Genomic DNA, 14417 nt, shown 5'->3' with positions numbered 1-14417 from the left:
TGTTCTATCTTATACTTATTAATCTTCATTGTGTGCTAAGGAAAGGTGAACCATGAAAAACGTGAAGGTACTTTTTGTTCTGCTCTCAACAATCTTTGCTTTAGTAGGCTGTAGTACTACGAGCATGGTACATACTGAAAAATGTATTGAGCAGATTGATCAAATAGAAACCAATAGTGCAGAAGTGGCTAATACACACTTACAGCACTGTCTCGACGAATCTTATCAAATAAGGCGGGCAAATCGTTCAGTACCCGAAGCGTTGTTTGGTGACTTCATGGTGGCGATATTACAACGCGCATTTTCTAACAGAAACTGAACTGACCAACATTTACATTCGCCGTACAACACTCAATCAGGGTAGATTTGCGGTCTAATTAGATTAGCAACGATAGTTTACCGGATAAATTAATGGCGTTGACGTTGGCGTTCCTGCGTTACTCTTCGTTACCAAATCTACTAGCTTTCTGTTGTTAACGCTAAACGTGGTAAGATTCAGATCCACAAGAAATAGACCATAAAGAAGCCGGTTAGGTTTGATTCGCTAGGCCCCGATTTTTTCTCGGTTTATTTATACGTTAAATCGCTTTCTAATCGAATAAAAATCGAAGAGAATAATCGTCGAATATTCTCATCAGGCTAATCGTCTGAATCATCATTACAGGAAATCGCCATGCCCAAGGCAAGTGAAATTAAAAAGAATAATACTATTATTTTCGACGGAAAGACTTGCATTATCCGTGATATCGACCGTTCGGTGCCCCAAGGCCGAGCGGGTGGCAGCATTTACCGTATGCGCATGTACGATGTGGTAACTGGCGCTAAATACGACGAAACCTTTAAAGATTCTGACATGCTGGAAATGTCAGATCTGGTTCGTCGCCCAGCTATGTTTTCTTACATCGACGGTGATGAATACGTATTTATGGATAAAGAAGACTACACGCCTTACCATCTTAATAAAGACAACATTGCTGATGAAGCGCTATTTATTAACGAAGACACTGATGGTATTCAGGTTTTGGTGGTAAGCGAAGTGCCTGTCGCTCTGGATTTACCAGTGAGTGTAGAGTTAGAAGTGGTTGAAACCGACCCGTCAATCAAAGGTGCATCAGCAACCTCCCGTACTAAGCCTGCCACACTGTCAACTGGCCTGGTTGTTCAGGTGCCCGAGTACATCAGCACCGGTGAGTGGATTAAAGTTAACACCGAAGAACGAAAGTTTCAGAGCCGTGCGGATAAGCACTAAGTTTTATTAAAGTAATAAATAGGTAACGTAAAAAGAATACGAACACCTAAACCCTGTCATCCGTGGGGTAGTAACAACGACGTATTATTTCGCGTTCGAAATGCGAGTAATACGTCGTGAAAACTTATCTGCAAAGCGTTTATGTTGTTGGTAGACAAGAGTAGGAAAGAACGACCTAAAACATTCTGGACGATGCTTTAGCCCGCGCGTTCTTCAAAACTCATCCATTGAACAGTTTCTATCTTAACGTTTATTTCTTATTTTGTAGTTGCTTCGAATGAAAGCTAATCGCAACAAGGAATTGGAAATGAAAGAAGCGAAAACAATAGATGAACAGTCCAACGTACAAAGTACAAATTCAAGGTGGCGATATTACCTCAGTTGCATCGCTAAGGGTGCTTCGCACTCTATGGCCGCTTTCATTAAAAGCGGTGGAGGAGTTGGCAGCAGCTTTAGGTAAGCAAAACGAATTTATACTTGTAGAGGGCGTGACTAAAGTATTTGCAGCAAAACTTTCGCAAGAGTTTGAAAGCGCAAATGTTGTGTGTCAGATTTTACCAAGCGAAAAAAATGAGGCCTGTTTGTGTATTCCAATTAGTGAACAACGCAAGCGCTGGAATGCCATAGGTCTCTTGGTATCTAAGTAACTGAGCAGGCGTTTTAGGTTGTTTGAAACGCCTCTTTTACACGCACCTTCTTGGCGCATTTTGGCGCTAGTTTTCGGACAGTCACCTTAATCGATCATCTTAACTGATACGCTTACAGGTCAATTAAGGCAACGCAATAGCTAATCGAATGATGAAATTTTTTCCTTCACATTATTTCTTAATTCGTTGTCTATGTAGTCGTTGATAGCTTCACTGCCCACCACCACCGGGTTTGGTATAGACGTTTCCTGTTGGTTCAATAATTTCATTTTCTCTATCAAATTATTTGAAAACGGATGATTTGAAATAGTGACGTCGGCTCCCTTTTCGTTAACAACTGTTTGAAAGTAGTTTAGGGATTGAAGGTAACGTTTATTTGCCTCCAATGTATCTGGTAATCCTGTTCCACCCCATAACGCTACAGTATGTTTTTTCCCACCATCTTTAGCCGAAATAATGAGCGATGTTGCGCCGGGTGTGTGCCCCGGTGTGGCAAGAATGGTTACTTGGGTATCCCCGAAATTTAAAATGTCTTTATCGGCCACAGGTGTGTAGGTCGTTGGAGTGGGTATTTCTGTAGAGTAGTTGCCAAATGGATCTGTTAATACAGGTGCCTCTGGGTTGTGAATAAAACGCCATTCCTGCTCCCGCATTAGTATTTTGGCCCCATATTCCTTTTCAAAATAGTGAGCGCCACCATAGTGATCGCTATGCCCATGTGTTATCAAAACGAACTTGATGTCTTTAGGGTCTAACCCAAGTTCTATCATTCCTGGCACTATTACCGTTTGGGCATCCTTTGGCGTCCACATCGAGTCGATGAGCAAAATTCCATCGGAGGTTTGTATAACAAAACTACCAACGCTGACAAATCCGACAAAATAAAAATTATCAAATAGTTGGGTGGGTTTAAGAATAGTGGTGTCAAACAGCTCGCTCGACGTGAGGGCGTCTGGTAACTCGCTAAGTCTTGCCTTTGCTAGACTTTCAGGCTCCGCCTCACTTACTTCGTCAGACACGGCTTTGCAACCTACCAACAGCGCTATTGAAAAAAACACTGCGAATAAATGTGTTTGCAAACTCTTCATAAATCTTCCATTAATGTTATTCGCTTATTTATTTCGTATATACATAGCGCTACAACAGATTAGTAACGTTTAGAATGTGAAATAATTCGAGACCATGGTTAAACGTGCTAACTTTTAGCCGCTGTTAAAAATATTGCCGCGTTAACAGTAAACATAACGTTATGAATGACACATTGATAGATGCTCGAACTAGCCAATGATATCTATCGTATGACACGCCAAACTTTTTAGTTGCTATAACGATCAAACTCATTAATGAAAACCACGGTGTAAAGAAAATCGTTGGCTCCAACTTCACCAGAGATATCGCTATATCGTGCAAGGCACCACTAACAGAAAAAGTGATAATAATTGCTAACCATATTGGCAACACATTGCTTAGTGGCTTCATTATTTTGCCAGATAGATAGTAACCCCATATTGGATTCCAATACTGCCAAAACAAATAGAACGAACTAGCGCCTAGTGAACGTTGTAGCATATTCTTCATTGAGCCAGGCGAGCCAAGCGCTACGCCATTGCGCTTTTTAACGTACTCCGACAAGGTAATCGTTCTATGCATATCAGCCTTACATCTATGCTCTCAAAAAAGCCTTTCTTGCGCTTTTTTATATCAAACTAATGCGTAATTCTAATCATACTGCCATTATTATCCCAATTGATAAAGCCACCGAAGGTAATGGATTAGAGGCAATACACTATATAGTTTTAAGGCAAACGGTCGTTTTCTTACAGCCTACGAGGCAAAAAACCGGCGTAGATAGGGCATCCACACCGGTTTCTGCTGTTGCATGAACGTAAGTCAATGCAGCGAGATTATCAAAGCATTACGCAGCTTCTGTTTCTTTCTCGCTTTCTTTTTCAGTTTCAATGACTTCATGACTTAACAAATATTCAAACGCTGCAAGTGAGGCTTTAGCGCCCTCTCCCATCGAGATAACAATTTGCTTATAAGGTACCGTTGTCACATCGCCTGCCGCAAAAATGCCTGGCTCAGAAGTAAGACACTTATCATCGATGATAATTTCACCGTATTGCGTCATGTCTACTGTCCCTTTCATAAACTGACTGTTAGGGATAAGCCCGATTTGTACGAACACACCAGCAAGCTCGCGGGTATGCACTTCATTGGTACTGCGATCTTGATACTCAATGGCGTTCACTTTGCCATTTAATGCAGTGATCTGCTTGGTTGCCGCGTTCTTAATAATCGTAATATTATCGCGTTTTTCAGCTTGATTAATAAGCACTTGGTCAGCCTTCAAATCGGGCATAAATTCAAACACGGTTACTGACTTAACGATACCGGCTAAATCTAGTGCGGCTTCGATACCTGAGTTTCCGCCGCCAATTACAGCAACATCTTTACCTTTGAAGAAAGGACCGTCGCAGTGCGGGCAATACGCCACGCCATTACCTACGTTCTCTTTCTCACCTGGTACACCGAGTTCTCTCCAACGTGCACCGGTTGCCACAATTATTGAACGGGTTCTGATTTGCTCACCAGAAGACAACGTAATGGTTTTTACGTTACCTTGCTCGATGCTGTCCACACGGACGTGCTCTTTCAATGTGATGTCATAATCACGAACATGTTCCATTAGATTGCCAACAAGCTCAGGGCCGGTTGTTTTTGGTACTGAGATAAGGTTTTCAATACCCATAGTGTCTTTCACTTGACCACCGAAAGTTTCGGCAACCACAGCGACTTTCAGCCCTTTTCGTGCACTGTAAATGGCTGATGCCACACCCGCAGGGCCGCCACCTATTACTGTTACATCTTGAAGCGGTAAAGACTCACCTTTGTTGGCGTCTTTTAGCGATGCATCACGTTCCAGTAGCTTGTTAATAAGCACCGAAGCATCAACTTTACCGTTAGCAAACAATTCGCCATTCAAATAAACGCTTGGTACCCCTTGAATGTCTCGCTCGCTGATAACGTTTTGGTATAACCCACCGTCAATCATTTCAGACGTAATATTAGGGTTTAGCAACGCAAACTGGTTCAGTGCCTGCACTACCTCTGGGCAGTTGTGGCAGCTAAGGCTGATAAATACTTCAAAATTTAGCGGCTCATTTACTGCTTTTACGATGGATTTAACGCTATCATCCAATTTAAGCTCTGTTCCTGCCGCATGCAGCATGGCAAGTACTAACGAGTTAAATTCGTGGCCGCCTGGGATCCCTGAAAAACGAATACCTGTATCTTCGCCATCTGCCTCTAGCAAAAAGCTGATTGCGCTGCGAAGCGTTCCGTTAGTGTCACGCTCTTCTACCGATAACTTGTCGCTTACACCAGCAATGTCGGACAGAAACGATACAAGCTCTTCGCGCTTGCTGTGTTCACCATTTTGTACGACAAAGGTTACGTTTTTTTGCATTGACTCGGCATAGCCTTTCAACGCTTGTAAAATTTCTTTAGTTAACACGATATTCTGCCTTATTTTCGACACGCCGATCCCCGCCAACCATTTTTCAGGCTAACAACTACAGCGGAAATGGGTAATTTATTAATCGGGAGCGAAGACTCGCTCCCTCAATCATTCGCTGTGAACCAGCTTAGATTTTGCCTACTAGGTCTAGAGATGGAGCTAGTGTCGCTTCACCTTCTTTCCATTTAGCTGGGCAAACTTCACCTGGGTTGTTTGCTACGTACTGTGCTGCTTTGATTTTACGCACTAGGTCGTCTGCGTCACGGCCAATACCTTCAGACGTGATTTCCATTGCTTGAACAATACCTTCCGGGTCTACAACAAATGTAGCGCGGTCAGCTAGGCCCATTGTTTCACGCATACAATCGAAGTTGCGTGTGATTTCGCCCGTAGGGTCGCCAATCATTGCAAACTTAATTTTGTTGATAGTGTCTGACGCATCGTGCCATGCTTTGTGAGTAAAGTGAGTGTCAGTTGATACAGAGAACACTTCTACACCACGAGCTTGAAGCTCTTCGTATTTATCAGCAATGTCGCCAAGCTCAGTTGGGCACACAAAAGTGAAGTCAGCAGGGTAAAAAACGAATACAGCCCATTTGCCACTGATATCTTCGTTGCTTACTTCGATGAACTCGCCATTTTTGAAAGCATTTGCTTTGAAAGGCTTAATAGCGGTATTGATTAGTGCCATGTTTAATTCTCCATTTAGGTTTGTTATTAATTCGTACGTATTTTACGTGCGAGTATAAACGTTACGTTATTTGATGCGACTTGGTTTTACTAAAATAGCGTAAAAACGTAAGTTCGCTTAACTTGGTGTAAAGAATACCGCGACTAATTACAAAAAACTAATTGGTAATTCTGAACGGCTTAATCAAATAACCTAATTAGGCATTGTTTATTTTTTGTAATTAACTAATTAACGCTAGAGACACGCGCTGACACATTGGATAATTTACAGTGCACAAGGTAAGGTGGTGAAAACGTAAAAACTGATAATATCGATGACAAGAGCACATCAAATTTTAAGCGACATTGAACGAATAGACGGGGAAGCTCCCTCTCGCCATGTTGCTAAACATATAAAAATGGCAAATACCCCGTTCACCTTTTTTCGCGGATGTGCTCAACTTTTTTACTCCGACCTTGCAAGCCATACTATACAAGTTCCACCAGCATGTTTCTCGGTTCCCCTTACTAGCGTAATGGGTGATTGCCACACCTCCAACTTTGGCTTTTTAACAGAAGAAGGGTCGCATGGAGATACCGTCATATTAGCGCCAAACGATTTCGATGATGCCTGTGTTGGTTATGCCCATTGGGATATCATCAGGTTTCTTACATCGCTTTCGCTGGTAAAAGCCCATTGTGATGAAGTGAAGAACAAGGCCTCTATGGCCAATGAAAAAAAGCCGATAATTAATAACAAACACGTGAAATCCGCTCAGCACGCTTTCTTAACTCGCTACATTGAGACCTGTTCACGGGTAACACATGATGCAACCGTCATTAACGAAGCGATGGAAGAAAGCCCTAGCGGCAAGCTTCAGAAAATGTACAACAAAGCCGTTAGGCGCGCTGCGATGGGAGAAGAATTTACAACAAAAAGTGCGCTAGCAAAGGCCGTCTTTATGGACGATGACGGCCTCTCTTTTAAACACATCGTCGATAAGCTTACCCCATTAAGTGATATTGACTACGCGTTAATTGCCGATACATTTTCCCCCTTTATGGACGACGCGGTCGTAGATATCGTCCAGCGAGAAAACTCAGGAACGGGTTCTGTAAACATGTTGCGGTATTATTGCCTTGTAGGTCCGGCAAAACCCCATAGTGAACATAGTTTTTCGCATTGCCACATCGTTGAGATAAAACAGCAGCGTGAAGCCGCCCCGCTTTATCACTTTAAGCACTTATGCCCGGTTAATCGACTGAACCCCGCTCACTTAACCGCGCGAAGCCAGCGGCGGATGCAGCGCAGGCCAGATCTGCTTCTTGATGAGGTGTATTGGAACAACGCTCATTGGCTAATTCGGTCACGCCATCATGCAAAAGTTGGGATTTCACCAGAAGATATCGGTATCGGTAATAAAGCGATATCCGGAAGTTTTATTGAGTTCGCTGAACTATGTGGCTACACACTGGCCTTGGCACATTGTCGTGGCGATAGGCGAAGCGTCCGATTTGCATCCGAAGCAGCGCCCGTATTCCAAGCCGCTACACCCGCTTTAATCAAAGCAGCTAACCGCTATGCAGACCTAACCATAGAAGATCATGCCTTCTTTAAAGAGTACCTACAAGAAAGCTAATACTTTGAAAACAATAGCGTTATTTATAAGCTTATTTGTTTACTATGGACAAAAAAATAGTCTTAATGCTTAAAATAAACTTATTTTAAAATTCTAACCCTATGATTTTTATACTTTTTGCATAAATAAAACTAAATCCCAGTCGACACCTTCTTACTCAATTTAATACCCCTTACGCTAGTAAAGCTACAAATAGCACTACAAAAAATAAAATACAAAAAAGGGAAACAATAACGTGAAAGCATCTCTATCTTTGATAAGTGCCGGTATTCTTAGCGCATTTACGGCTAACGCAAGCGACCTAGTGATCAGTGGGGTAATAGACGGCCCACTCAGTGGTGGCGTCCCCAAAGCGGTTGAACTCTACGTAGTCAATGATATCGCTGATTTATCGCAATATGGTATTGGATCGGCAAATAACGGTGGCGGCAGTGATGGTGAAGAATTTACCTTTCCATCGCAAAGCGTCACGGCGGGTAGCTACCTCTATGTAGCGTCGGAAACAGAAGGGTTTACTGCATTTTTTGGAAACGCACCTGACTTTGAAACCGGTTCAATGGGTATCAATGGTGATGACGCTGTTGAGCTTTTCCATGATGGCGGCGTTATCGACACGTTCGGTGACATAAATACTGACGGTAGTGGAACAGCATGGGAATATTTAGATGGGTGGGCCTATCGAAATACGAATGCAACTGCCAACAATGGCAGCTTTGTTGCTGACAATTGGACATTTAGCGGCGTCAACGCGCTAGACGGGGCAAGTGACAATGCAACAGCAACTACACCATTCCCTGCAGAAACCTTCACTACCGAAGGTGGTGGTGAGGTTGTCACGCCGCCTGAAGCGCCTGTTATCGTTTTAGGTGAGTGTAGCGCAGAAGCCACATTACTTTCGGCCATTCAAGGTGAAGGTGACGCGTCTGCAGAAGTGGGCAACGGTCACATCATCGAAGCGGTTATCACGGGCTTTCGCGCTGGCGGTTTCTTTGTTCAAGAAGAACTTGTCGATATGGACGATAACGACGCGACGTCTGAAGGTATCTTCGTAAAAGGCAGTACAGATTTAAGTGTTAATGACGTTATTCGTTTATATGGCGACGTAAAAGAAAACTTCGGTATGACCACGATAGAAATGGACGACGACGTTCAAGCGCTAGAATGTGGCGTATATGAAGACGCATTAGTTACGGCGGTTACCATGCCATACAGCGGCTCTTTAGAGAATGTCGAAGGCATGATTGTAGAAGTGACCGATGCGACGGTAACGAGCACTGCAAACTTATGGCAGTATGGCGAAATCGTTGTTAGCGATGCAATAAAGCGTCAACCAAGCGATGTTGCAGCCCCACTTTCTGACGAGTACGTAGAGGCCGAAGCGCTAGCAGAAGCCAGCTTGCTTACTATTGAAGATAACAGCGGCAGTCGCTACCCAGATGCGGTAAGCTTTTTCCCTGATTTTAGCTATGCCAACCCTATTCGTATTGGCGACACCGTATCAGCGGTCGGTCCATTAAACTATAGCTTCGGCACATTCCGTGTTAATCCAACAGAAATTATTGCGGTTAATACCGTGCGCGATGCTACCCCCACTTTAACTGAGGGCAACCTATCTATCGCGACGTTTAACGTATTGAATTATTTCAATGGTCAAGCGACAGATACCGGTGAAGTCACCTTTGATTATGATAATAATCGTGGTGCCAGTTCTGAGGAAGCGTTCGCCCTACAGCAATCACGAATTGTTGCAGCATTAGTTGCACTCAATGCCGATGTTGTTGGCCTAATGGAGATTGAGAACGACGGTTTCGCCGACGACAGTGCAATAGCTGCACTCGTTAGCGCGGTAAACAGTGAATTAAGCGATGAAGACCAATACACCTTTGTTGCCACAAGCGATGAAACAGCAATAGGTACTGACGCCATTACTGTTGGCCTTTTATATCGCGCGTCAATCGTTTCGCCATCTGGTGACGCTATTATTGTAGATATGCCTGAGCAACAAATTGATGAGAATCGTTTGGCACGTATGCGCCCTTCGCTTGTTCAAGCATTTACACACGTTGCATCAGACAAATCGTTCGCAGTTGCGGTTAACCACTTTAAATCAAAAGGTGGAAGCTGTGCTGAAGACCTACTCGATACAACGTCTTCCTCTGATGTCATTCAAGGTAGCTGTAATGCCCTTCGTGTATCAGCTTCAATAACTCTTGGAGAAGCGCTAAGCGTAGATACACTACCAGAGCGTATTGTTATTCTAGGTGACTTAAATGCCTACAGCGCAGAAGACCCTGTTGCCGTTCTGACAGATTACACGCCTGAAAATCGTGGTTACACCATACAAACGGCAATGAATACGGGTATGAATGACGGCGCGGCTGTAGATGTTGAAACAAGTTTTGGCTATCACAACCTTGCTGAAAATTTTGACGAGGGCGGTTTTTCTTATTGGTTCTTTGGTTCAGAGCAAGTGGGAAGTTTAGACCACGTACTGGCGAGCGATGCCATGCTTGAGAACGCAGTAGACGGAACACATTGGAATATTAACTCAATAGAAGCATATCAACTTCAATACGATCAGGCACTTCGTTTCTACCCTGATGAAGACGGTTACGCATTTACCGATGTTGGACCGTTTAGAAGTTCAGACCATGACCCGTTCGTTGCAACGTTCAACCTAGAGGCCGATGCACCTGTTGTTGAAGCGCCTGAAGAGGACGACAACGACTCTGGCGGCTCAATGGGCTTTATATTGGGCTTAATGGCGGTAGTTGCCACCTTTCGCCGTCGTATTGGCGCGAAGGCGTAGGCGTTAGCCAATAGCTGACAAACATTATTAAGACAAAGCCCCTAAATGGGGCTTTTTTTATGAGTAACTAGCGAGCTGCTACCAGCGTGGCCCCTACCTCTGTTGGCGTTTCGCTTTCCAACAAACCAAGCTTCTCAATATATTGATCGCGCTTTTCAGCCTGTGTGGGCGACAAGTTTTCACCTTTTAAGAACGTAGACGCCTTTAGCGCAGTTTGTAACTGCTCTTCGTTCAAACTTTCTGTTATGTATATCTGATGAACAACCTTTAGCAGGCTAAGTGCAATTTGCTTGTCGTTCGGTGAAATCGTGAAGGCCTGCTGCAGATTGTTAAATGCTGGCTGTAAACGATTTTCTTTGTAATTCGTCGTTGCCATGCTTTTCAGTTCTTTGGTCGTAAATTGAATTTCAGTACGTTCAATCGACTCCTGCTTAAGATACTCGTCGACCACCTGCGATGAAAACGTATCGCCCTCAATGTGTTTACGTAGTTTATCAAGCAACTTCACACATTCTTCTCGCATTCCTAACTCGTGAAATGCTTTCATTTTATCTAGGCTGTCTTCCATTGTTACGTCACTCGCATCAGGACGACACCCTTTCATGATATCTTCAGCGCCCTTCTTGTCGTTTTTCAAACATAAAATGCGCGCTTTTGTTATTACCATTTGTTGGTCAAGCAGCTTTTGTACGCCCTTTTTGTTTTTTAGCTCTTCTAAATCTGACTCAGCTTTGCTAATGAACTTACTGCCTTCGGCCTCACCAAGACTGGTGGCTAAATCAATCGTCGAGCGAATGACGTTCAACGACAGTTCTGGCGAATCATGTATTGAATTCTTTGCGTATTTCGCCATGTTTTGTACTGCGGCAAGCTGACCTTTTTTATCATGATTCAAACGAGCCAGATTCCACAACCTCTTGTTACGCTCAATATTTCGAGGTGCCAGCTTACTCGCCTCTTTGATTTGGGCGTACGCCAAGTCGAACATCTCTTTTTCAATAAAGTATTGTGCTAACAAATCATAAGTCAAAAAGCGTGTGTCAGGTCGAAGCAATAAGTCGTCCACTAACAATTGCGCCTCTTCCAATTCGTCTTGTCTTAATAGTGCGCGAGCCAATCCAATATGAACCCATGCGTGATCATAGCGTTGTAACAGGGTTCGGTAATACGCTTCGGCGGTTTCATAGTCTCTCAACTGAAATAGGCAATCACCGATTAAACGCCGTATGCGCGGGTGATACTCTGTCAACGACTCGTCTTTCAATTGACGTTCAGCGTAATACATCGCAGTGGAATAATCGCCGCTTTGCATGCAATACAACATCTTGTGCAATTTAAACCTAATTTGCAGCATGTAGTCGAAACGGGTTTCGATATGCGCAGTGCTTAACGGCTTAACCCAAAAATCATCGGGTTGAAGTTCAACGATACAGTTTACAAGTTCGGGAGACGTCTCTGCACTGAGAAAAATAACCGTTGTCGTATCATTAATATGGCCGAGATGTTTAAGTTCTTCGAACAAGTGAAAGCCATCTTTATCATGGCTTACGTTAAATGAAAGAAACACGAAGTCGTATCGCTTTTCATCACACATTCTGATGGCTTGGAATGCGTTAAACGCACTTGAAACTTGTTTTACACCGATTTCATTTAGTGCAGAGGATATCGCGTCATGAACGAGCCCTTGATTATCGATAACAAGAACTCGAATATCGTCGCGTGAAGTCGGTGCAGGGATTTTACCCGTTATTTGGCCAGTCACTTATTACTTCTTTTCCATAAGTTGTGCTGCTCGAACGCTGAAAGCGCTGTTTTTCGTCGAGCAATAGAGAAACATTATACTTTCGTTCTATTAGATATTAGCATTAGTTAATCTTTTTACGCCAGTATATTACCGTTCATCAGGTAAGCTATTTGTGAACAATGGCCGGTAGTGACACTAACTTACTGCTTTACTTGTAATATTTACTCAACTGAATTTATGCGTCGATAATATAAATGCCGTCACACATTAGCGATTATCGCGGGTGCCTACGATTGAGTAGTTAGCACGAATATTGCTTCTCCACGCTTACGAAGTTTATCCCTTCGCATTTTTCGCAGTACATACATCGCCTACTGTTAATTTAAGATGTTGATGGACTTATAAATAGGTACACTACTTGTACGTGTTGACCATGTTGAGAGGAAACATAACGCATGTCACAAGATCAAACACAAATTGAAGAAACGGAACACCATCTTGCGTTGCGTAATCTTCGTCTAGATGATTACAACGACATTAAAGCACTAATGAACGATGTCTACGCTAACGTCGGCGGGGCGTGGCCATACTCGAACTATAAAGCACAAGTATCCACATTTCCCGATGGCCAAATTTGTATCGAAGACAAAGGCGAAGTAGTAGCTTTTGCCATTTCTGTCATCGTCGATTATGACCAGTTCGGCGATAAGCATAGTTATGATGAAATTACCGGTGATGCATACTTAACCACGCACGATCCAAACGGCGATGTGCTTTATGGTGTAGAAGTTATAGTATCTCCGGCATATCGCGGGCTGCGATTAGGAAGAAGGCTCTATGAAGCAAGGAAAGAGCTATGCCGTAACCTTAATCTCAAATCGATTATGGCAGGCGGCCGCATTCCGAATTACAAGAACTACGCCGAAGAGTTATCGCCATATGAGTATATCGAGCAAGTAAAAACAAAAGATATCTACGACCCTATTTTAACGTTTCAACTCTCTAATGGGTTTGAAGTTAAGCAGGTGATGAAGGCTTATCTTCCTGAAGATGAAGCCTCTAAGGGATATGCTACGTTATTGCAATGGCACAATATTTATTACGAGCCTAACAACCCATCGCTTATCGAAGGGCGTCGCTCTAGTGCCCGTATTGGTTGTATCCAGTGGCAGATGCGCTATTTCAACAACGTCGAAGAAATGCTTCAGCAAGTTGAATATTTTGTCGATGCGCTGTCTGACTACTCGTGTGATGTTGCGCTGTTTCCGGAGTTCTTCAATGCTCCTCTCATGGGCTTGAGCCCATCGGATTCATCAATCGATGCGATATGGCATTTAGCCACGTATACAGACGAGATCCTCACGGCAATATCTCACCTTGCGGTGTCTTACAATATTACGATTATCGCAGGTTCAATGCCGATAGTAGAAGACGAAGAGCTCTACAACGTAAGTTATATCTGTAAACGAGATGGCACGATTGAAAGCCAGTACAAACTGCACCCTACTCCACATGAGAAAGCCGATTGGATAATGAAAGGCGGTAATAGCCTTAAAACTTTCGATACTGATTTTGGTAAAATCGGCGTTTTGATATGTTACGACGTTGAGTTCCCTGAATTAGCGCGTATTTTATCTGATCAAGAAATGCAGATTTTATTCGTTCCTTTTTGGACAGACACCAAAAATGGTTATTTGCGAGTAAGGCGTTGTGCGCAGGCTCGAGCTATTGAAAATGAATGTTATGTGGCTATCGCTGGCAGCGTTGGTAACTTGCCGAAGGTAGATAACGTTGATATTCAATACGGGCAAACTGCCGTATTTTCTCCCAGTGATTTTGCGTTCCCCCATGATGCTATTGTGTCAGAAACGACTCCTAACACAGAAATGACGCTTATTGTTGACCTCGATTTAGATAAACTTACCAAGCTGCAAAATGAAGGTTCGGTAAGAAACTATCTTGATCGACGCAGAGACTTATATCGCGTGGAGTGGATTGGTAACAACGATAGCTAAACAGCGCAATGGTATTTCGCTGCATTTCAAGATACCATTTCATTAGCGCTAACGATAATACCGAAGAACGCCTCAAGAATCATCGAGGCGTTACGCTGGTTATGCAATAAGAGTAACAGAGTAA

At 43.3% G+C, this 14417-nt stretch carries 11 protein-coding genes; 6 read left to right on the top strand and 5 right to left on the bottom strand.

Annotated elements, in window-relative coordinates:
• Positions 1-52 precede the first annotated feature (52 nt).
• The 3 genes from AC27EZ_RS17400 (at position 53) to AC27EZ_RS17390 (ending at position 1896) form a co-directional block, all read left to right on the top strand.
• Positions 53-319: a DNA ligase gene (locus tag AC27EZ_RS17400; protein ID WP_487136537.1), complete on the top strand. Its 267-nt coding sequence runs from the start codon at positions 53-55 to the stop codon at positions 317-319.
• A 354-nt stretch (positions 320-673) separates the two neighbouring features.
• On the top strand, positions 674-1249 hold the full coding sequence (efpL, locus tag AC27EZ_RS17395) for an elongation factor P-like protein EfpL (RefSeq protein ID WP_421131654.1): 576 nt from the start codon (positions 674-676) through the stop codon (positions 1247-1249).
• A gap of 329 nt (positions 1250-1578) precedes the next feature.
• Positions 1579-1896, top strand: coding sequence for a hypothetical protein (locus AC27EZ_RS17390; protein ID WP_487136536.1), 318 nt, complete (start codon positions 1579-1581; stop codon positions 1894-1896).
• A gap of 140 nt (positions 1897-2036) precedes the next feature.
• Here the strand turns inward: AC27EZ_RS17390 and AC27EZ_RS17385 are convergent, their stop codons facing one another.
• From AC27EZ_RS17385 to ahpC, 4 genes are all read right to left on the bottom strand, one after another.
• Positions 2037-2984 (bottom strand): MBL fold metallo-hydrolase, encoded by a 948-nt coding sequence (locus AC27EZ_RS17385; RefSeq protein ID WP_487136535.1) that lies wholly within the window; start codon positions 2982-2984, stop codon positions 2037-2039.
• Positions 2985-3108: 124 nt separating this feature from the next.
• Positions 3109-3546 carry an acyltransferase gene (locus AC27EZ_RS17380; RefSeq protein WP_487136534.1) on the bottom strand — a complete coding sequence of 146 codons (438 nt, stop codon included), beginning with the start codon at positions 3544-3546 and terminating at the stop codon, positions 3109-3111.
• A 265-nt stretch (positions 3547-3811) separates the two neighbouring features.
• A complete protein-coding gene (gene ahpF / locus AC27EZ_RS17375) occupies positions 3812-5413 on the bottom strand; it encodes an alkyl hydroperoxide reductase subunit F (RefSeq protein ID WP_487136533.1) in 1602 nt (533 codons plus the stop codon).
• A 130-nt stretch (positions 5414-5543) separates the two neighbouring features.
• The gene (ahpC, locus tag AC27EZ_RS17370) at positions 5544-6107 is read right to left on the bottom strand and encodes an alkyl hydroperoxide reductase subunit C (protein WP_487136532.1); all 564 of its coding nucleotides are present in this window, start codon (positions 6105-6107) and stop codon (positions 5544-5546) included.
• Positions 6108-6420: 313 nt separating this feature from the next.
• Between ahpC and AC27EZ_RS17365 the strand changes: the two genes are divergently transcribed.
• Both AC27EZ_RS17365 and AC27EZ_RS17360 read left to right on the top strand, forming a co-directional pair.
• Positions 6421-7725 (top strand): DUF2252 family protein, encoded by a 1305-nt coding sequence (locus AC27EZ_RS17365; RefSeq protein WP_487136531.1) that lies wholly within the window; start codon positions 6421-6423, stop codon positions 7723-7725.
• 235 nt (positions 7726-7960) lie between these two features.
• The gene (locus AC27EZ_RS17360; RefSeq protein ID WP_487136530.1) at positions 7961-10534 is read left to right on the top strand and encodes an ExeM/NucH family extracellular endonuclease; all 2574 of its coding nucleotides are present in this window, start codon (positions 7961-7963) and stop codon (positions 10532-10534) included.
• A gap of 67 nt (positions 10535-10601) precedes the next feature.
• Here the strand turns inward: AC27EZ_RS17360 and AC27EZ_RS17355 are convergent, their stop codons facing one another.
• Positions 10602-12284 carry a response regulator gene (locus tag AC27EZ_RS17355; protein ID WP_487136559.1) on the bottom strand — a complete coding sequence of 561 codons (1683 nt, stop codon included), beginning with the start codon at positions 12282-12284 and terminating at the stop codon, positions 10602-10604.
• Between the two features lie 449 nt (positions 12285-12733).
• Here AC27EZ_RS17355 and AC27EZ_RS17350 point away from each other — a divergent pair, with 449 nt between their 5' ends.
• Complete coding sequence (locus tag AC27EZ_RS17350) at positions 12734-14293, top strand: GNAT family N-acetyltransferase (protein WP_487136529.1); 1560 nt, start codon at positions 12734-12736, stop codon at positions 14291-14293.
• Positions 14294-14417: the final 124 nt, after the last annotated feature.

This window comes from Alteromonas sp. 4NH20-0056, from assembly GCF_057539655.1.
Note: the sequence above shows the minus strand (reverse complement) of the source record. Positions and strands in the feature narration are given on the sequence as shown.

Bases quoted from the DNA above. Each gene is read 5' to 3' on its own strand.
- AC27EZ_RS17400 (WP_487136537.1), top strand. From the start codon at position 53: ATGAAAAACGTGAAGGTACTTTTTGTTCTGCTCTCAACAATCTTTGCT.
- efpL (WP_421131654.1), top strand. From the start codon at position 674: ATGCCCAAGGCAAGTGAAATTAAAAAGAATAATACTATTATTTTCGAC.
- AC27EZ_RS17390 (WP_487136536.1), top strand. From the start codon at position 1,579: ATGAACAGTCCAACGTACAAAGTACAAATTCAAGGTGGCGATATTACC.
- AC27EZ_RS17385 (WP_487136535.1), bottom strand. From the start codon at position 2,984: ATGAAGAGTTTGCAAACACATTTATTCGCAGTGTTTTTTTCAATAGCG.
- AC27EZ_RS17380 (WP_487136534.1), bottom strand. From the start codon at position 3,546: ATGCATAGAACGATTACCTTGTCGGAGTACGTTAAAAAGCGCAATGGC.
- ahpC (WP_487136532.1), bottom strand. From the start codon at position 6,107: ATGGCACTAATCAATACCGCTATTAAGCCTTTCAAAGCAAATGCTTTC.
- AC27EZ_RS17365 (WP_487136531.1), top strand. From the start codon at position 6,421: ATGACAAGAGCACATCAAATTTTAAGCGACATTGAACGAATAGACGGG.
- AC27EZ_RS17350 (WP_487136529.1), top strand. From the start codon at position 12,734: ATGTCACAAGATCAAACACAAATTGAAGAAACGGAACACCATCTTGCG.